An 18,216-nucleotide genomic window follows, 5' to 3' on the forward strand; every position below is an offset into this window, starting at 1 on the left:
AGGAGTTGGTAGAAGGTGGATGCACCCGAACACGCCCGGCTGGCCGAGGCGATCAACTCCGCCATGCGCGAGTTCGTCACCCGGACCGTGTTGTTCCACCAGGCCGTCGCGCAGGCCGTCGGCCTGACCGCGACCGACCTGCAGTGCCTGAACCTGCTGCTGTCCGAGGGTCCGATGACGCCCGGGCAGCTCGCCGCGAACAGCGGCCTGACCACCGGGGCCGCGATCACCGGCGCCATCGACCGGCTGCAGCGGGCCGGTTACGTCCACCGCGCCAACGACCCGGCCGACCGCCGCAAGGTCCTCGTCCGGCCCGACCACGACCGGGTCGAGAAGGAGATCACGCCGCTCTACGACGGCATCGGACGCTGGCACGACGGCGAGCTCGACGCGAAGGGCAACGACGAGCTCGCGGCCGTCCTCGACTACCTCACCAATGCAACCCGGGCCACCCACACCGCGACCCACGCATTGCGGCGCAAGGACTAGGCGGGCCGGACCGCGTTGGCCACCGCCCAGCTGTCCTCGTACATCCGGTACCGGTTGATCAGCCCGTCCTGTACGCCAAGCTGGATCGCGAACTCGGTGACGATGTCGCGGCCGGTGGACCGCACGGTGGAGACCAGGTGCCCCAGCACCACGGCGTCCTCGCCGTCGGCCAGGATCTTGGTGACCTCGAACCGCTTGCTGTCCAGCTCGGTGCGCAGCAGGGTGAAGAACTCGCCCATGTCCTCGGCGGAGCGCACCCTCGGGATCCACGGGATGTCCGGAGCGCTCGGGATGGCGAAGTCGACGGTCGGGGCGAACAGCGCCACCGCGGAGTCCAGCTCACCGGCCGCGAGGTGGTCGAAGAGCCGCTCGGCAAGGCGCATCGGGGTGCTCACCGACGATCCAACCTCGGCGGTCACGCCGGCTATTCCGGTTTCTGCCAGACGGAGACGTGCTTGGTGCTCTCGCCGGTGAACGGGCGGCGGTGCCAGTCCTCCCAGCGTTCGCGCAGCGACATGCCGGCCAGCCGGGCCATCAGGTCCAGCTCGGACGGCCACACGTAGCGGAACGGGAACGAGCGCACCTCGCCCCGGCCGTCGGCGAACCGGTAGTGGTGCGAGATCAGGCCCTGCGCGGCCACGTCGTACTCGTCGAACCCGAGATGGGTCGGGCTCACCGTGAACGGGCGATGGGTCTCGCCGGGCGGCAGCCGCCGCAGGTCCGGGACGCCGACCTCGATCACGAACCGGCCGCCGGGTTCGAGGTGCTCGGCGACGTTCTGGAAACAGGCGACCTGCTCGTCCTGCGAGGTCAGGTTGCCGATCGTGTTGTACACGAGGTAGGCGAGGCCGAACGCGCCCGGTGCGCGGGTGTGGGCGAAGTCGCCCATGGTCACCTCGATGCGCTCGGCGCCGGGCTTCGCCCTCAGCCTGGCCACCATCGCCTCGGACAGGTCGATGCCGCGCACGGTGACCCCTCGCCGGCTCAGCGGGATGGCGACGCGGCCGGTTCCGATGCCCAGCTCCAGCGCGGCGCGGTCGCCGGCCAGCTCGGCCAGGAAGTCGACGGTGGGGTCGAGGACGGCGGGCTCGTACCTGTCGGCGGTCTGGGCGTCGTAGTGTTCCGCGACCGGTTCCCCGAAGTGGTTCTCTGGCACGAGGATCATGCTGGCAGCCCCGGCGCCCGCCGGCGATCGGGTTTCGGCCCATGAACGGCACGGCCGGGTGAGCTTCACCGTGGTCATACGGACCGGGCGGTTGGGTGCACGGGTAGAACCCGGAGGAGGCCCCGCCGGCGAGCCAGGCGAGAACGGAGCTACACAGTGACCGACCCGGAGCAGGCCAGCGCGGCCCGACCGGCCGAGACGAGCGGCCCGCCCAGCCCGGCCCGGGAGGGCGAGCTGTTGGAACGGACCGTGTTCGAGGTCAAGCGCGTGATCGTCGGGCAGGACAGGCTGGTCGAGCGCATGCTGGTCGGCCTGCTGGCCAAGGGCCACCTGCTGCTCGAAGGCGTTCCCGGGGTGGCCAAGACGCTCGCGGTGGAGACCGTGGCCAAGGTGGTCGGCGGCAGCTTCGCCCGGCTGCAGTTCACCCCCGACCTGGTCCCCGCCGACATCCTGGGCACCCGGATCTACCGGCAGGGCCGCGAGGAGTTCGACGTCGAGCTCGGCCCGGTGGTGTCCAACTTCGTGCTCGCCGACGAGATCAACAGGGCGCCGGCCAAGGTCCAGTCGGCGATGCTCGAGGTGATGGCCGAGCGGCACCTGTCCATCGGCGGCAAGACCTTCCCGATGCCCAACCCGTTCCTGGTGCTGGCCACCCAGAACCCGATCGAGAACGAGGGCGTCTACCCGCTGCCCGAGGCGCAGCGGGACAGGTTCCTCTTCAAGATCATCATTGAGTACCCGAACGTCGAGGAAGAGCGCGAGATCATCTACCGGATGGGCGTCGAGCCGCCGGCGGCCGAGCAGGTGCTCACCCCCACCGAGCTGGTCCGGCTGCAGGGCGTGGCGTCCCGGGTGTTCATGCACCACGCGCTGGTGGACTACGTGGTGCGGCTGGTGGTGGCGACCAGGGCGCCCGGCGAGCACGGCCTGGACGACGTGGCGAGCTGGGTGTCCTACGGCGCCTCGCCCCGGGCCAGCCTCGGGATCGTGGCCGCCGCCAGGGCGCTGGCGCTGATCAGGGGCCGGGACTACGTGCTGCCGCAGGACGTGATGGACGTGGCGGCGGACGTGCTGCGGCACCGGCTGGTGCTGTCCTACGACGCGGTCGCCGACGCCGTCCCGATGGACCACATCCTGTCGCGGGTGCTGCAGACCGTGCCGTTGCCGCAGGTCAGCTCGCGCCCGCAGTACGCAGCGGCGACGTGATCTGGTCGTGAGCCAGGCATACCCCGCACCGCCCAACCTGCGCGACGGCAAGTTGGAGGCGGCGTTGCGGGTGCTCGAGCTGAGCGTGCGGCGCCGGCTGGACGGGCTGCTGCAGGGCAACCACATCGGGCTGGTGCCCGGTCCGGGCAGCGAGCCCGGCGAGGCCCGCCCGTACCAGCCCGGCGACGACGTGCGCCGGATGGACTGGGCGGTGACCGCGCGCACCACCGAGCCGCACATCCGCCAGACCGAGGCCGACCGCGAGCTGGAGACCTGGGTGGTCGTCGACCTGTCGGCCAGCCTGGACTTCGGCACCGCCGGCTGCGAGAAGCGCGACCTCGCGGTGGCCGCCACAGCGGCGGTGGCGCACCTGACCAGGGGCGGCGGCAACCGCATCGGCGCGCTGGTGGCCACGGGGGAGCGCACCGTCCGCGTCCCGGCCCGGGGCGGGCTGATGCACGCTCGCGGGCTGATCCGCCGGGTCGCCGAGACGCCGAGGGCGCCCGAGGGCACCCGGGGCGACCTGGCCGCCGCGATCGAGCAGCTGCGCCGGCCACCGCGGCGGCGCGGGCTGGCGGTGGTGGTCTCCGACTTCCTCGGCAACGGCTCACCGCCGGGGACCGAGCTGGACTGGGAACGGCCGCTGCGGGCGCTGTCGGTGCGGCACGACCTGCTCGCGGTCGAGGTGCTCGACCCGCGCGACCTGGAGCTTCCCGAGGTCGGCACGGTGGTGCTGGCCGACCCGGAGACCGGCCGGCAGCGCGAGGTGGAGACCACCCCGCTGCTCTGCCGTGAGTTCGCCGCCGCGGCCGCCGAGCACCGCGAGCGGGTGGCCGCCGCGCTGCGCCGCTGCGGCGCCGGCCACCTGGTCCTGCGCACCGACCGGGACTGGATCGCGGACGTGGTGCGGTTCGCCGTGACCCGCAAGCGGCAGTGGTCGGACCCGTCGGGCACCCGGCCGATCAACGGTGGCCGCCCGGCGGTGATCAGATGAGTCTGCGAGTTGACATATGAGCTTTGCCCATCCGTGGTGGCTGCTGTTGCTGCTGCTGGTGGCCGCGCTGGTGGTCGGGTACCTGCTCCTGCAGCGCCGCAAGCAGCGCGACACGGTGCGCTTCACCAACCTGGAGCTGCTGGAGCAGGTGGTGCCCCGGCGCCTGAACTGGGTCCGCCACGTGCCGACCGCGCTGCTCATGGTCGCGCTGGTGCTGCTGACCGTCGCGCTGTCCGGCCCGACCGCCGAGGCCAAGGTGCCTCGCAACAGGGCCACCGTCATGCTGGTGATCGACGTCTCGCTGTCCATGCAGGCCACCGACGTCGCGCCGACCCGGCTGCAGGCCGCGCAGGTCGCCGCCAAGGGCTTCGCCGAGCGCCTCACCCCGGGGATCAACCTCGGGCTCATCTCCTTCGCCGGGACCGCCGCCGTGCTGGTCTCGCCGACCGCCGACCGGGAGCCGGTCAAGCACGCGATCGACACGCTCAAGCTCTCCGAGTCCACCGCGACCGGGGAGGCGATCTTCGCCGCGCTGCAGTCCGTGCAGAGCTTCTCCCAGGGCCTGGCCGGTGGCGGGGAGGGCCCGCCGCCGGCGCGCATCGTCCTGATGAGCGACGGCAAGCAGACGCTGCCCGGCCCGGAGGGGGAGAACGAACCGCGCGGCTCGTTCACCGCGTCCCGCAAGGCGTCCGGCGAGAAGATCCCGATCTCCACCATCTCGTTCGGCACCCTGCTCGGACGGATCGACCTGAGCGGGCGCAGCACCCCGGTCCCGGTCGACGACGCTTCGCTGCGTGAGATCGCGCAGATCTCCGGCGGCCAGTTCTTCACCGCCGCCAGCCAGGAAGAACTGCAGCAGGTCTACGCCACGCTGGGCGAACAGATCGGCTACGAGACGCGGCGGGTGGACATCAGCCACCCGTGGCTGCTCGGCGGCACCCTGCTGTCGATGCTCGCCCTGGGGTGCGCCCTGGGCCTGGGCCGCCGCCTGCCCTGACTCCGCTCCGTCAGGCTGGTAGCAGATCGTTGGGCGAACGACGCTAGGTTGATGTGGTGGCGGATGCGACGCGGGTCCGCCCGTGGGTTCCCGGCGTGGCAGTCGTCGCGGCGGCGTTTCTGGGCGGGGTCGCGCTCCTGCCCGGTCACTGGCTGCGGTCTGTCCTGGTGGGGTGCGGGTTGGCCGTGGTCACGGCGGTGGCGATGGCGCGGCGGTCCGCACCCGCGATGCGCGCGGCCGTGTTCGTGGATCTGGTTTTTGCCGGGTACGCCGCTGGTGCGCATGGCGGTTGGCCCCCGGCGGTCACGGTCGGCGTGGTGTGCGTGGCGCCGCTGGCGGCGCTGCTCGCCTGTGATCGTGTGCCCCGGCTGCGCCCGGCCGCGCCGTGGTTGCGGTGGGGCCGGTTGAGCTCGGAGGTCGCCTGGCTGGCGATGGTGACCGTGGCCGCGTCGAGTGCGGCGCTGGTCTGGTGGGCGCGTTCGGTGCATCCGACGCCGGCACCGTACTTCCGTGATCTGCGGGACCTGCCGTGGTGGGTGGGAGTAGCCGGCGTGCTCGGAGCCGCCCTGATCAACCCGATCTGGGAGGAGGCCCTGTTCCGGGGGGTCGTGCTGACCGAGCTTGCGGCGCTCTGGGGGACACTGCCCTCGGTGGTGGTTCAGGCGGCGGCCACCGGCTTCGCTCATCTGAACGGGTTTCCGTCGGGTTGGTCGGGGATGGCCATGGCCGCAACCTGGGGTCTCGTCCTCGGATGGGTGCGGGTCCGCACCGGCGGCATCGCCGTTCCGTACGCCATCCACGTGTTCGCCGATGCCACCGTTGGAACGCTTGGTGTCCTGCTCCTTGTCTGACCGGGTCAGTGGTCAGCCGCCGGCGCGGGTGGCCAGCTCGACCGCCTCGGCGGGGGAGGACGCCTCGATCGGGGCGTCGGGCGGGGCGGTGCCGTCCGGCTGCCGCACGCTCCAGCCGCCGAGCGTGATGACGGGGATGCCGCCGCGCCGCTTGGCCAGGGCGACCTCGGAGAGCGTGCCCCACGAGCCGCCGACGGCGATCACGGCGTCCGCGGACCAGACGATCACGGCGTTGCGGGCCTCGCCCATGTTCGTGACGATCACGGCCGACAGGTCGGGGTTCGCGTCGTCGGCGGTGTCGCCAGGGCGGATGCCGATGACGAGCCCGTTCTCGGCCCGCGCGCCGGCGGCGACGGCCGCCATGACACCCGTCCCGCCACCGCAGATGACCGTCGCGCCGGCCCGGGCGAGGAGGACGCCGACCTGGTAGGCGTTCTCACGCTCGGCTTCCGTGCAGTGCCGAGGTCCGCAGACGGCAACCTGGACAGCGCTCACCCCGAAGTCGACGAGATCAAGGCACGTACCTCGCGTACCGCCGGAAGCTTTGCCGCACGGTCGGGCAGCTTGTCGAGCACGAAGCTTGCAGAGGTACGCATATCGCCATTGCGCAAACTCGGATCAATTGACTCGTAGACGGTGCCAAGATGGCGCGTACCTTGCGCCAGGTCACCCGATTTGATCAAACAAGCGGCTTGGTGAAACCTGATCTGCGCGGCGCCGAGCGAACCACTCGACGGATACATGCTCAGAGCGGCGTCCTGCGCAGTAGTCGCCTTGCCGATATCACCCGTGTAGGAATACACGAAGCTCTGCGCGTGATGGAGCCGCTGCGGATGCCATGTCCATTCCGTAGGAACCACTGCGGGGCCTGGGGGATCGAGCTTGTCACACACTGATTCCAACCTGGCCAGCGCCGCGTATGCGCCGGACCGGTCACCAATGAGCGCGAGCATCTGCGCCTGCGCACCGTATGCGCTGGCCACGCCAACGGACGGTTTGCCTCCATCGGTGTTCACCGCATCCTCGGCCAAGTACAGAGTGGACCGGCGACTATCAGGTCCGTAGATGCTGTAGACGGCACGTTTGCCGCCGATCATCGTGCACAGCTCTCGATCTTCGCTCGCCCGCGCTTCCTTCTGTGCCTGGCGCCAGAAACGCTCGGCCTGCTCCCAACACCCAACCGTAAGCGTGCACACCGCCGCGAGCGCGGAGAGCTGGGCGCACACTCTGAGCAGCCGAGGGCCATGATCGGAGCCAGCCGAGCCAGCGAGCGCGTGCACCTCGTCATAGTCGGTCAATAGCTCGGGAAGTGCCTGGATGTAGGAAGCCTGGCCGACTCCGCTGAGCCTGACCGCGTAGCGGTCGGCCACGCGCTCCCACTCGGTCACGTCGTGGCCGGTAACCGGCAGGGCGACCAAGCGGTCTCCGCGTCGGCGCGTCAACTCGATGCTGGCCAGCGCGGCGCCGACCGCCGTCCCGAAGGCCGTGGTGAAGAGTGCCCGCCTGTGCATGTCTCCCACCTCCTCCTCCGACACCGCACCAAGGAGTATCCGCTGATCAAGCTGCGTGTCGTGCCGCGCCGGAGGTCGCGACCAGTGTGCCTCCCGGATGTCCCGTGCGCCACGTCGAGTGCCCTCCCCAAGCATCTCGATCAGTTCGTCGCCGGTGACCTCGAGGACTTTCCGCAGCTTGGCAAGGTGAAAGGCCGACGGGTCGACCCGGCCGTTCTCCCAGCGTGAGATGAGGGAGTGGTCGCAGCCCAGCTTGTGGGCCAGGTCTTCCTGGGTGTAGCCGAGGATCTTCCGTGCGTTCCGCAAGCGGGGCCGCTGCTGCGCCATCAGGGTGGCTGCCTCTCTGACCAGCGTGAACGGTGGGGCAAGCAGCGTACCGGACGCGGAACCGCGGGCGATCAAGAAAGCGACGGTATCCCGCATATCCGTAGGTCAGACGCCTGGATTCAAATCCGCTCACGCGAATGCACAAAAGCTCACATTCATGCCGTGGTCAACCGGACCACGGAGCGGTTCGCTCGACGTCATGATCCCCGACGCGATGGTCGACAGGATGACCCTCTACGCCGTACACGCCGTGCGCCCGGACGCGATCTGCGCGACCGATGCCATCTGGGAAAAGCAGCTCGTCGCCGAGGAACACGCCCGCGACCTGTCCACCGACCCGGGCGTGTTGGCCGGGGCCGTGACCCGGTACGTCCTCAACGTCCTCGGCGAACGAAAACCGATCGCGCTGTTCGTCAAGGGCGAGCGGCAGGCGGTGCCGCATCTGTCCGACGACCGCCAGACGGCCGCGAACGGGTGGATCAGACACCCGAGCCTGCGGCGGAGGACGAGAAAGGAAAGAGGCGACTAGCTGTACGCCGCTGGCCGCCGAAGCTCGTCGAGGTGGGCGTGCAGGGCCGCGACGCAGTCCGACGGGCCGACCAGGTCGGGGTTGAGCACGGCGTTGAGGCTCAGGCCGTCGATCAACGCCCACAGCCGGCCGACCTCGCGGTCCAGGTCGAGCTCGGCGCGGACCTCACCGGCCGCCAGAGCCCTGGTCAGCACCCGCCGGACCACCTCCCGGGCTCCGGCGGCGGTCTCGTGCGCCAGGTCGGCCAGCGCCGGGTAGGTCCGCGCCGCGGTCACGAACTCGATCCACACCGTGACCTCCGCGCGGCGCGCCTCGTCCAGCGGCAGCAGCTGTTCCAGCAGGTCGGCCAGCAGCTCGCGGCGGCGCTTCGGCGACACCTCGGCCAGGTCGGGCAGCCGCTCCACCCGGCTCATCAGCCGCCTCGCCACCCGGTCGAGCATCTCCCGCATCGCGAACAGCATCAGTTGCTGGTGGCTGTCGAAGTAGTGCCGCACCGAGCCGATGTTCAGCCCCGCCTCGTCCGCGACGTTGCGCAGCGACGCGCTGGCCAGGCCGTCGCGGATGGCCAGCCGGAAGACGGCGTCGACCACCTGCCGCCGCCGGGTGACCGGATCCACCACTCGAGGCATGAGCCTTTGTAGCACGACTGTGATACGTTCCGTTGTATCACGAGTGTGATACAACGGGAGGGGATCATGGAGACCGTCTTCACCGTGCTGTTGGTCAGGTTCGCGTTGATCGTCGGCGCGCTGGTGGTGCTGGCGCTGGTGGTGTTCGCCGTCGCGCTGATGCTCAAGCGGCGGGGGAAGCTGGACCAGGCCCGGCAGCGGGCCGCACCGTTCGCCAGGGAGGCGGCGCGGCTGCTCGACCAGCGGGCGGCGCGGCGGCCGGGCTCTGAGAACCGGGGCCACTGGGCGAGCGGCGTCATCAGGGGCGCGGCGAACCGCTACCTCGACGGACCGGGCCCGCGGTGAGCGGCGCGGAGCTGCTGCACCACCTGCTGGTGGACTACCTGATCAAGGGCGGCATCGTGGTCGTCGGCCTGCTGTTGCTTGTGATCGGCATGGTCGTCGTCTGGCGGAAGCTGGGTTAGATAGCCTCCTGTGGTGGGACGCAGCGTGCTCGTGACCGGAGGCAACAGAGGCATCGGACTGGCGATCGCGCGGGCGTTCGCCGACCAGGGCGATCAGGTGGCGGTCACCCACCGGGGCTCGGGCGCGCCGGACGGGCTGCTGGGGGTGCGCTGCGACGTCACCGACGCCGAGAGCGTGGACGCCGCGTTCACCGAGGTGGAGCAGGCGCACGGGCCGGTCCAGGTGCTGGTGTCCAACGCCGGCATCACCGACGACACGCTGCTGATGCGGATGGCCGAGGAGCAGTTCACCCGGGTGCTGGACGCCAACCTGGCCGGCGCCTACCGGGTGTCCAAGCGTGCCGCGCGGGGCATGCTCAGGGCCAGGGCCGGGCGGATGATCTTCATCTCCTCGGTGGTCGGGCTGACCGGCTCGGCGGGCCAGGTCAACTACGCCGCGTCCAAGTCCGGCCTGGTCGGGCTGGCCCGCTCGATCGCGCGCGAGCTGGGCAGCCGGTCGATCACCGCGAACGTCATCGCGCCCGGGTTCGTGGAGACGGACATGACGGCGGCGCTGGGCGAGAAGCGCCAGCAGGAGATCCTCGGCCAGATCCCGCTCGGCCGCATCGCCAGGCCGGACGAGATCGCGGCCGCCGCGACCTGGCTGGCCTCGGACGCGGCCGGGTACATCACCGGCGCGGTGATCCCGGTCGACGGCGGTCTGGGTATGGGCCACTAGGTTTCTCAGACAGGAGAAGATGTGACGGGGCTACTCGAGGGCAAGCGGATCCTGGTCACCGGCGTGATCACGGACGCGTCGCTGGCGTTCCACGTCGCCAAGGCGGCGCAGGAGCAGGGCGCGACAGTGGTGCTGACCGGGTTCGGGCGGATGCGCCTGGTGGAGCGGATCGCGCAGCGGCTGCCGAAGCCGGTCCCGGTGCTGGAGCTGGACGTCTCCGACCAGTCCCAGCTGGACAGCCTGGCCGACCGGGCGCGCGAGCACGTGGACGGGCTGGACGGGGTGCTGCACTCCATCGGCTTCGCGCCGGCCTCCTGCCTCGGCGAGGGCGCGTTCCTGGGCGCCCCGTGGGAGGACGTGGCGAGCACCCTGCAGGTCAGCGCGTACTCGTTCAAGTCGCTGGCCACCGCGTGCCTGCCGCTGATGTCGGCGGGTGCCTCGATCGTCGGCATGGACTTCGACAACCGGCAGGCCTGGCCGGGCTACGACTGGATGGGCGTGGCCAAGTCCGCCCTGGAGTCGGTGTGCCGCTACCTGGCCAGGGACCTGGGGCCGCAAGGGATCCGGGTCAACCTGGTCGCGGCCGGGCCGGTCAAGACGATGGCCGCGAAGTCCATCCCCGGGTTCTCCGCGTTCGAGAACGTCTGGGACGGGCGGGCGCCGCTGGGCTGGGACATCGCCAACCCGGAGCCGGTGGCGCGCACCTGCTGCGCGCTGCTCTCCGACTGGATGCCGGTGACCACCGGCTCGATGGTCTGGGCGGACGGCGGGGTCCACGCCGTCGGGGTGTGAAGGCACAGGTGGACGCGCTGTTGGTGTTGTCGTTCGGCGGTCCGGAGGGACCGGACGACGTCATGCCGTTCCTGGAGCGGGTGACCAGCGGGCGCGGCGTGCCACGGGCCCGGCTGCTGGAGGTGGCCGAGCACTACGAGCACTTCGGCGGCGTCTCGCCGATCAACGCGCGCAACCGCGAGCTGATCTCTCGAGTCCGTGACGAGCTGGCCGCCGCCGGCGTGGAGCTGCCGGTGTACTTCGGCAACCGCAACTGGCACCCGCTGGTCGAGGACACCGTGGCCCGGATGGCCGCCGACGGGGTGCGCCGCGCGCTGGTGTTCGCGACCAGCGCCTACGGCGGGTACTCCGCGTGCCGGCAGTACCACGAGGACATCGCGCGCGCCCGCGCCGCCGTCGGCCCGGACGCGCCCGAGCTGGTCAAGATCCGGCACTTCTTCGACCACCCGGAGTTCGTGGCCTCGGCGGCCGAGGCCGTGCGGGCGGCGACCGCCGAGCTGCCCGAGGAGCACCGCGAGCAGGCCCGGCTGGTGTTCACCGCGCACTCCATCCCGACCGCCGCCGACGCCGCCGCCGGAGTCCCCGCCGAAGGCGGCCACCGCTACTCCCGCCAGGTGGCCGAGGCGGCCCGGCTGGTCGCCGCCGAGCTGGGCGTGGACGACTACGACCTGGTCTGGCAGTCCCGCTCCGGCCCGCCCAGCGTGCCGTGGCTGGAGCCGGACGTGCTCGACCACCTGGACACCCTGCACGCCAAGGCGGTGCCCGCGGTGGTGACCTGCCCCATCGGGTTCGTCAGCGACCACGTCGAGGTCGTCTGGGACCTGGACAACGAGGCCGCCGAGCGCGCCGCCGAGCACGGCATGGCCTTCGCCCGCGCCGCCACCGCCGGCCAGGACGCCCGGTTCGCACAGATGGTCGTCGAACTGGTCCGCGAGCACCTCGCCGCCGTGCCCGCTCGCGCCCTCGGCACCGTGCCCTCCGCCGGCGGCGGCCGCAACGGCGAGCCCTGCGCCCCGGACTGCTGCCTGGCCGCCCGCTGAGCCCGTGAGTGGTTAGCGTTGTCATAGCAACGCTAACCACTCACGGGTCACGGGTGCGGGCGGGCCATCGCGGGCGGGTCGACGAGGCGGTCGTAGGCGTCGGCGGTGAGCAGGCCGAGCGCTTGGGCGGCTTCGCGCGGGGTGGTGCCGTCGCGGTGGGCGCGGGCGGTGATCTGGGCGACCCGGTCGTAGCCGAGCACGGGGGTCAGTGCCGTCGCGAGCGGCAGCGCGCGGGACACGTCGGCCGCCAGCCGGTCGCGGTCGACGTCCAGGCCGCGCACCAGCCTGGCGGTGAACACCTCGGTCGCGTCGGCCAGGATCCGGATCGAGCGCAGCACGTTGTGGATCAGCACCGGCTTGGCGGCGTTGAGCTCGAGGGTGCCCGCCGCGCCGGCCATCGTGACGGTGGTGTCGTTGCCGATCACCTGCAGGGCGGCCTGCGCCAGCGCCTCGGCGACGGTGGCGTTGCGCTTGCCCGGCATGATCGACGAGGTCAGCCCGTCCGGCGGGATGACCAGCTCGCCCAGCCCGCACCTCGGCCCGGAGCCGAGCAGCCGGATGTCGTTGGCCATCTTGAGCAGGGTGACGGCGGCGAGCTTCACCGCGCCGTGCGCGTCGACCAGCGCGTCGTGCGCGCCGATGCCCTCGAACTTGCTCGCCGCGGGCGTGAACGAGGTCCCGGACAGCGCGCTGACCTCGGCGCAGAACTCCCCGTCGAACCCGGCAGGGGCGTTGAGCCCGGTGCCCACGGCGGTGCCGCCCTGGGGCAGCCGGCGCAGCCGCGGCACGCCCGCCTCGACCCGCTCGGCGGCCTGCCGGACCTGGTGGGCGAACGCGTCGAACGACTGGCCCACGGTCATCGGCACCGCGTCCATCAGGTGCGTGCGGCCGATCTTGACCACGTCGGCGAACTCGCCGGCCTTGGCCGCCGAAGCCTCCGTCAGGCCGCGCAGCGCGGGCAGCAACCGGCGCTCCAGCTCGAACACGGTGGCCAGGTGCATGACCGTCGGAAAGCTGTCGTTGGAGGACTGCGAACGGTTGACGTGGTCGTTCGGGTGCACCGGGTCCCGAGTGCCCAGCGGCCGGCCGAGCAGCTCGTTGGCGCGGTTGGCGATCACCTCGTTGGCGTTCATGTTCGTCTGGGTGCCCGAGCCGGTCTGCCAGACGGGCAGCGGGAAGTGGTCGTCGAAGCCGCCCTCCCAGACCTCGCGGGCCGCGGCCTCGATCACCTCGGCCAACCCGGCGTCCAGCGTGCCCAGCCGCCGGTTGGCGCGCGCCGCCGCGAGCTTCTGCAGCCCGAAGCAGCGGGGCAGCACGGCGGGGAAGCGCTCGCCGCCGATCTCGAACACGCCGAGCGCGCGCTGGGTCTGCGCACCCCAGTAGCGGCCGTCCGGGATGTCGACGGCCCCGAACGCGTCGCTCTCCGCCCGGGTCACGCCGACACCTCGACCTCGGCGGCCGGCCTGAGCTCGCCGGTGACCTTCGCGACCACCGCCGAGGCGACCACGTTCCCGATGACGTTGCAGGTGGCCACCGCGATCGAGATGAACCGGTACACGCCGAAGATCAGCGCGAGCCCGGCCACCGGGAGGACGCCGGTGGCGGTGACCGTCGCGGCGAACACCACGAACGACCCGCCGGACACGGTGGCCGCGCCCTTCGAGGTCAGGAACATCACGGCCAGGATGCCGAGCTGCTGGTCGAGGCCCAGCGGTACCCCGTACGCGTTGGCCAGGAAGATGACCCCGATCGACATGAAGATCGAGGTGCCGTCCAGGTTGAACGCGTAGCCGGTGGGCAGCACCAGCCCTGCCGTCTGCTTGGAGACACCGTAGGTCGGCAGCTTCTCCAGCAGCCGGGGCAGCACGCTCTCCGAGGACGCGGTGCCCAGCGTGATCAGTATTTCCTCCTTGACGAAGCGCAGCAGGGCGAACAGATTGATCCGGAACATCGCGCACACCGCCCCGAGCACGACCGCGATGAACAGGGCAATCGCCACCCAGACGCAGACCACGAGATAGGCCAGCGCGACCAGGACCGACGTCCCGTTCGAGCCGACCGCGTAGGCGGTGGCGCCGAACGTCCCGACCGGGGCCAGCCGCATGATCACATGGATGAACCGGAAGAACGCGGTGGACAGGGTGGCCAGCCCCGCCTCGATCGGCGCCCGCTTGTCCGGGGCGAGCGTGAGCAGGCCGAATCCGAAGATCAAGGCGATGACCAGCACCTGGAGCAGGTGGCCGCCGGCGAAGGCGCCGATGAAGTTGTCCGGGAACAGCGTGGCGAGGAAGTCGTGTGGGCGGGCGGCCTGCTCGGTCGCGGCCGTCGCGCCCTTGGCCGCCCCGGCGCCCGCGCTGACGTGCCCGGTCCCGGCCCCGACCCGGGACAGGTTCCCGAACAGCAGGCCGAGCGCGAGCGCGATGGTGGAGACGACCTCGAAGTAGACGATCGCGACCAGGCCGACCTTGCCGATCCGCTTGACGTCACCCGCCGCGAGGATCCCGGCCGTGACGGTCAGGAACACCAGCGGCGCCACCGCCGTCTTGATCAGGTCGAGGAAGATCGTGCCGAGGACGTTCAGCGAGGACGCGAACCCCGGCCAGGCCACCCCGACCGCGATGCCGAGCACCAGCGAGACGATCACCTGGAAGCCGAGGCCCCGCCACGCGCGGACGGCCTTCATGTGCGTTCCTCCTCGATGAGGCGGCGTTGGGCGTGCCACCGGTCGCGGGCCGAGGCGCAGATCAGCTCCGCGTCGCCCACGTAGTCGGCGGGGGACAGGGGCTCGCGGGCGAAGGCGGGGTCGAGGCCGCGCTCGGTGAGCTGCCGGCGCAGGGCCTCGGGCAGCTCCACCCCGTCCCGGCGGACCTGCCGCGCGGCGGCGTAGACCAGGTCGTGCGCGAGCTCCCTGCCCAGCTCCGGGGCGAGGCCGAACATGTACGCCTCCGACATGACCAGCCCGCCGTCGGCGTCCAGGTTGGCCCGCATGGCGTCCTCGTCGACCCGCAGCCCCGCGACGAGCTCGACCGCCGCCGCCAGGCAGCTCGCGGCCGACCAGGCCAGCCGGGGCAGCACCTGCCACTCGATCTGCCACTCGCCGGCCGCCCGCTCCTGCGGCACCTCCATCGCCCGGTACAGCGCGGACACGCTCGCGCCCGCCGAGGCGCTCATGCCCACGATCGCCTCGGCGAGGATCGGGTTCGCCTTCTGCGGCATGGTCGAGGACGCGCCCCGGTGCTCCCCGTCGGCCTCGGCGAGCTCGCCGATCTCGGTGCGGCCCAGGTCGATCACGTTGCGGGCCAGCCGGGCGCAGGTCGCGGCCACCGAGGCGCACAGCGCGCCGAACCCGGCGACCGAGTCCCTGGCCGCATGCCACGGCACGTCGCCGCCGGCCAGCCCGAGCCGCCGGGCCAGCTCGCGCCGTACCGGAGCGGCGGTCGGCCCGGCCGCCGCGCTGGTGCCGCCGGCGCCGAACAGCGACACGGTCCCGATCTCGGCGCGGACCTGGCGCAGCCGGCCGGCGTGCCGGGCGAGCTCGTCGAGCAGGGGGGCCAGGGTGGCGCCGAACGTGGTCGGCACCGCCTGCTGTCCGTGGGTGCGCCCGGCCATCACGGTCCGCCGGTGCGCGTCCATCAGCCGTTCGAGCGCGTCGCCGAGGGTCCGCACCAGCTCGCCGAGCCGGTCCAGCGCGCGCACGCCCTGCAGCGCCAGGCCGGTGTCCATGATGTCCTGCGTGGTCGCGCCGTAGTGCACCCGCCCGTCGGGGCCGTCGGGCAGCCTGGCGGCCACGGCACGGACCAGCGGCAGGATCGGGTAGCCGACGTTGCGCGCGCCGTCCCACAGCGCCTCGGTGTCCAGGCCGTCCACGGACGCGGCCCTGGCGACCATCTCGGCGTCGGCCTCGGCGAGCACCCCGGTGGCGGCCTGCGCCCTGGCCAGCTCGGCCTCGACCCGCAGCCAGGCCTCGATCGTGGCGCGCTCGGACCACACCGCCGCCATCGCGTCGTCGCCCCACAGCCGGCCCAGCAGGTCGAACGGCTCCATGTGCCGCGCTCCTCGTCGTTCAATCGATTGAGTCACACGATTGAACGATGACGCGCGCCGGGTGTCAAGCGCCCGGCTCATTACGATGACCCGGAGACGACGGGGAACAAGGTGACGACGAGCGGCAGCAGGCGCCCGACCATGGCCGACGTGGCGGCCCGGGCCGGGGTGGACCGGGCGGTGGTGTCGCGGGTGCTCAACGCGGACCCGACGCTCAAGATCAAGGACGCCACCCGGGGTCGGGTGCTGGCCGCCGTCGCCGAGCTCGACTACCGGCCCAACGCCATCGCGCGCAGCCTGCGCACCGCGCGAACGTCCACCTTCGGCCTGGTCATCCCGGACTTCGCCAACCCGATCTGGGCCGAGATCGTCACCGCGATCGAGGAGGAGGCCGACCGGCACGGCCTGCTGATGGTCACCGGCAGCGCGCGGCCCGGTTCGGGGCGCGCCGGGCACTTCCTGGAGCTGCTGCGCTCCGGGCGGGTGGACGGGCTGCTGGTGGCCGCGCCGGTGGCCGCCGAGCTGCTGCCCACCGCCCGCGAGCGGCTGGCCTGGATCTCGCTCAACCAGCGCATCCCCGGGCACGACCGGTACGTGCTCTTCGACGACCCCGCCGCGGTAGAGCTCGCGGTCGATCACCTGGTCGGGCTGGGCCATCGCGACATCGCCCACATCGCCGGCCCGGACGCGCTGGACAGCGCGCGGCGGCGGTTGGAAGGGTTCCGGGCCGCGATGCGGGCGCGCGGGCTGGACGCGGACCGGGTCGTCGCCGGCGCCTACACGGCCGAGGGTGGCGAGCAGGCCATGCGCGCGCTGCTCGCCCGCGCCCCGCGCCCCACCGCGGTGGTGGCCGGCAACGTCGCCTCGGCCACCGGCGCGCTGAACGCGGCGCGATCGGCCGGCGTGCGGGTGCCCGAGCAGGTCTCGGTGATCGCGATCCACGACCTTCCGCTGGCGCACTACCTGCAGCCGCCGCTGACCACCGTGCGGATGCCGGTGGCCGAGCTGGGGCGCCACGCGCTGCGCACCCTGCTGACGACCGCGGCCGACGAGGACGTCACCACCGTGGTCTCCGACCCGATCGAGATCGTCCTCCGGGCCTCGACGGCGGCCCCGCCGGCGGGTTTGTAAGCGGATTGCAAGGTCGGTGCGTGAAGGTGGCCGCCCATGCGCCCCGGTGGCGGTCGGCCGCCCCGGGGCTACCCCGGCATCAGGAGGTTCAGCGGTATGAGTCGGAGGCAGACGGCGCTCGCGGCGGCCGTGCTGGCCGGTGCGCTCGCACTGTCGGCATGCGGCGGGGCGGGGGGCGGGGCCGGCGCGGCGGAGACGATCAAGCTCGGTTTCCTGGGCGACCTGACCGGTGAGAGCTCGGGCATCGTGGTCCCGGCCCGCAACGGCGCCCGGATGGCGATCGACGCCTTCAACGCGACGAACCCGCCCAAGAAGATCGAGATGATCGAGTACGACAGCCAGGGCAGCCCGGACCAGGCGGTCCCGCTGGTGACCAAGGCCGTCCAGCAGGACAAGATCGTCGGGCTGCTCGGGCCGCAGTTCTCCGGCGAGTCCAAGGCCGCCGACCCGGTGCTGGAGCAGGCGAAGATCCCGAGCGTGTCGTCGGTGGCCACCAACCCCGGGCTGGCGCAGAACGGCTGGAAGTACTTCCACCGCGTGGTGGCCAGCGACGCCGAGCAGGGGCCGTCGATCGCGCGGTTCCTGGTCGCGGCGAAGAAGCCGGGCAAGGTCTTCGTGGTCAACGACGACCAGGAGTACAGCGTGGGCATCGCCGACGCGGTGAACAAGGAGCTCGCCGCGCACGGGGTGGCCACCCAGCGCGACCAGTTCGCGCAGGCCGCCTCGGACTACTCGTCCACCATCGCTAAGATCAAGGCGTACGCCCCGGACGCCATCTTCTTCGGCGGCTACTACTCGCAGGGCGGGCGGCTGCTCAAGCAGGTCAGGGACGCCGGCCTGACCGCGCTGTTCTCCACCGGGGACGGCAGCCTGGACGTCGGCCTGATCAACGGCGCGGGCCAGAAGGCCGCCGAGGGCGCCATCGTCGGCTGCCCCTGCGCGGTGCCCGGCCCCAAGTCGGCCAAGGGCGAGCTGAAGAAGTTCTTCGACGCCTACCAGGCGCGGTACAAGGTCGATCCCAGCACCTACGCCCCGGAGGGCCACGACGGCGCCACCGCGTTCATCAAGGCCGTCCAGGCCGGCAACACCACGCCGGAGTCGATCAACACCTTCCTCGCCACGCTGAGCTTCCCCGGGATAGCCAAACCGGTCCAGTTCCAGCCGAACGGCAACGTGGTCGGTGACACGATCTTCATCCACCAGGTCCGCAACGGAAAGGTCGAACTCCTCGGCACCTCCAAGGAGGCCAAGCTCGGCTGACCGGCGAGTCGGGCGTCTCAGCACACTGAGTCGCGCGTTTCGGCACACACCGGTGGTTGCCGGCGAATG

At 71.8% G+C, this 18,216-nt stretch carries 21 protein-coding genes; 13 read left to right on the forward strand and 8 right to left on the reverse strand.

Going from position 1 to position 18,216, the window contains the following annotated elements; genetic code table 11:
* The first annotated feature begins 15 nt into the window (after positions 1-15).
* Complete coding sequence (locus N912_RS51970) at positions 16-489, forward strand: MarR family winged helix-turn-helix transcriptional regulator (protein ID WP_037064399.1); 474 nt, start codon at positions 16-18, stop codon at positions 487-489.
* On the opposite strand, the gene N912_RS0114870 is transcribed toward N912_RS51970, so the two are convergent.
* Positions 486-884 (reverse strand): nuclear transport factor 2 family protein, encoded by a 399-nt coding sequence (locus N912_RS0114870; protein ID WP_028923059.1) that lies wholly within the window; start codon positions 882-884, stop codon positions 486-488. The two genes, N912_RS51970 and N912_RS0114870, sit on opposite strands and share 4 nt — an antisense overlap.
* 29 nt (positions 885-913) lie before the next feature.
* Entirely contained in the window at positions 914-1,654 is a 741-nt protein-coding gene (locus N912_RS0114875) for a class I SAM-dependent DNA methyltransferase (RefSeq protein ID WP_037064401.1), read from the reverse strand.
* Positions 1,655-1,810: 156 nt separating this feature from the next.
* Here N912_RS0114875 and N912_RS0114880 point away from each other — a divergent pair, with 156 nt between their 5' ends.
* Genes N912_RS0114880 through N912_RS0114895 form a run of 4 tightly spaced genes read left to right on the forward strand, consistent with a single transcriptional unit; the run spans position 1,811 to position 5,702 of the window.
* A complete protein-coding gene (locus N912_RS0114880; protein WP_028923061.1) occupies positions 1,811-2,860 on the forward strand; it encodes an AAA family ATPase in 1,050 nt (349 codons plus the stop codon).
* A gap of 7 nt (positions 2,861-2,867) precedes the next feature.
* Positions 2,868-3,854, forward strand: coding sequence for a DUF58 domain-containing protein (locus tag N912_RS51975; RefSeq protein WP_245645280.1), 987 nt, complete (start codon positions 2,868-2,870; stop codon positions 3,852-3,854).
* Positions 3,855-3,870: 16 nt separating this feature from the next.
* On the forward strand, positions 3,871-4,851 hold the full coding sequence (locus tag N912_RS0114890; protein WP_028923062.1) for a VWA domain-containing protein: 981 nt from the start codon (positions 3,871-3,873) through the stop codon (positions 4,849-4,851).
* Between the two features lie 56 nt (positions 4,852-4,907).
* Positions 4,908-5,702 (forward strand): CPBP family intramembrane glutamic endopeptidase, encoded by a 795-nt coding sequence (locus tag N912_RS0114895; RefSeq protein ID WP_211261237.1) that lies wholly within the window; start codon positions 4,908-4,910, stop codon positions 5,700-5,702.
* 12 nt (positions 5,703-5,714) lie between these two features.
* Here the strand turns inward: N912_RS0114895 and N912_RS60335 are convergent, their stop codons facing one another.
* Positions 5,715-6,197 carry a TIGR00725 family protein gene (locus N912_RS60335; RefSeq protein WP_051580189.1) on the reverse strand — a complete coding sequence of 161 codons (483 nt, stop codon included), beginning with the start codon at positions 6,195-6,197 and terminating at the stop codon, positions 5,715-5,717.
* A complete protein-coding gene (locus N912_RS51985; protein WP_169747878.1) occupies positions 6,194-7,615 on the reverse strand; it encodes a helix-turn-helix domain-containing protein in 1,422 nt (473 codons plus the stop codon). The genes N912_RS60335 and N912_RS51985 overlap by 4 nt, the downstream gene beginning before the upstream one ends.
* A 124-nt stretch (positions 7,616-7,739) precedes the next feature.
* Here N912_RS51985 and N912_RS0114910 point away from each other — a divergent pair, with 124 nt between their 5' ends.
* Complete coding sequence (locus N912_RS0114910) at positions 7,740-8,069, forward strand: hypothetical protein (protein WP_028923064.1); 330 nt, start codon at positions 7,740-7,742, stop codon at positions 8,067-8,069.
* Here the strand turns inward: N912_RS0114910 and N912_RS0114915 are convergent.
* Positions 8,066-8,698 carry a TetR/AcrR family transcriptional regulator gene (locus N912_RS0114915; RefSeq protein ID WP_028923065.1) on the reverse strand — a complete coding sequence of 211 codons (633 nt, stop codon included), beginning with the start codon at positions 8,696-8,698 and terminating at the stop codon, positions 8,066-8,068. The two genes, N912_RS0114910 and N912_RS0114915, sit on opposite strands and share 4 nt — an antisense overlap.
* 66 nt (positions 8,699-8,764) lie before the next feature.
* Here N912_RS0114915 and N912_RS51990 point away from each other — a divergent pair, with 66 nt between their 5' ends.
* From N912_RS51990 to N912_RS0114940, 5 genes are read left to right on the forward strand one after another with little or no spacing between them, the layout of a single operon-like run.
* Complete coding sequence (locus N912_RS51990; protein ID WP_037064406.1) at positions 8,765-9,043, forward strand: hypothetical protein; 279 nt, start codon at positions 8,765-8,767, stop codon at positions 9,041-9,043.
* Positions 9,040-9,162: a hypothetical protein gene (locus tag N912_RS66465; RefSeq protein WP_281176268.1), complete on the forward strand. Its 123-nt coding sequence runs from the start codon at positions 9,040-9,042 to the stop codon at positions 9,160-9,162. The genes N912_RS51990 and N912_RS66465 overlap by 4 nt, the downstream gene beginning before the upstream one ends.
* Positions 9,163-9,175: 13 nt before the next feature.
* A complete protein-coding gene (gene fabG / locus N912_RS0114930) occupies positions 9,176-9,880 on the forward strand; it encodes a 3-oxoacyl-ACP reductase FabG (protein WP_028923066.1) in 705 nt (234 codons plus the stop codon).
* Between the two features lie 21 nt (positions 9,881-9,901).
* Positions 9,902-10,672 carry an enoyl-ACP reductase FabI gene (gene fabI, locus N912_RS0114935; protein WP_028923067.1) on the forward strand — a complete coding sequence of 257 codons (771 nt, stop codon included), beginning with the start codon at positions 9,902-9,904 and terminating at the stop codon, positions 10,670-10,672.
* On the forward strand, positions 10,669-11,712 hold the full coding sequence (locus tag N912_RS0114940) for a ferrochelatase (protein ID WP_028923068.1): 1,044 nt from the start codon (positions 10,669-10,671) through the stop codon (positions 11,710-11,712). Before fabI ends, N912_RS0114940 begins: the two co-directional genes overlap by 4 nt.
* A gap of 47 nt (positions 11,713-11,759) precedes the next feature.
* Here N912_RS0114940 and N912_RS0114945 read toward each other — a convergent pair whose 3' ends face one another.
* The 3 genes from N912_RS0114945 to N912_RS0114955 are packed head-to-tail and all read right to left on the reverse strand — an operon-like array spanning position 11,760 to position 15,756.
* Positions 11,760-13,148, reverse strand: coding sequence for a class II fumarate hydratase (locus N912_RS0114945; protein ID WP_028923069.1), 1,389 nt, complete (start codon positions 13,146-13,148; stop codon positions 11,760-11,762).
* Entirely contained in the window at positions 13,145-14,395 is a 1,251-nt protein-coding gene (locus tag N912_RS0114950; RefSeq protein ID WP_028923070.1) for a cation:dicarboxylate symporter family transporter, read from the reverse strand. Before N912_RS0114950 ends, N912_RS0114945 begins: the two co-directional genes overlap by 4 nt.
* Complete coding sequence (locus N912_RS0114955; RefSeq protein ID WP_037064409.1) at positions 14,392-15,756, reverse strand: class-II fumarase/aspartase family protein; 1,365 nt, start codon at positions 15,754-15,756, stop codon at positions 14,392-14,394. The genes N912_RS0114950 and N912_RS0114955 overlap by 4 nt, the downstream gene beginning before the upstream one ends.
* 111 nt (positions 15,757-15,867) lie before the next feature.
* Here N912_RS0114955 and N912_RS0114960 point away from each other — a divergent pair, with 111 nt between their 5' ends.
* Together N912_RS0114960 and N912_RS0114965 are read left to right on the forward strand one after the other, a co-directional pair.
* The gene (locus tag N912_RS0114960) at positions 15,868-16,887 is read left to right on the forward strand and encodes a LacI family DNA-binding transcriptional regulator (RefSeq protein ID WP_028923072.1); all 1,020 of its coding nucleotides are present in this window, start codon (positions 15,868-15,870) and stop codon (positions 16,885-16,887) included.
* A 96-nt stretch (positions 16,888-16,983) separates the two neighbouring features.
* Entirely contained in the window at positions 16,984-18,147 is a 1,164-nt protein-coding gene (locus tag N912_RS0114965; RefSeq protein WP_028923073.1) for a branched-chain amino acid ABC transporter substrate-binding protein, read from the forward strand.
* Positions 18,148-18,216 lie beyond the last annotated feature (69 nt).

Source organism: Actinospineispora acaciae DSM 45401, assembly GCF_000620785.1.
Classification (GTDB): domain Bacteria; phylum Actinomycetota; class Actinomycetes; order Mycobacteriales; family Pseudonocardiaceae; genus Pseudonocardia; species Pseudonocardia acaciae.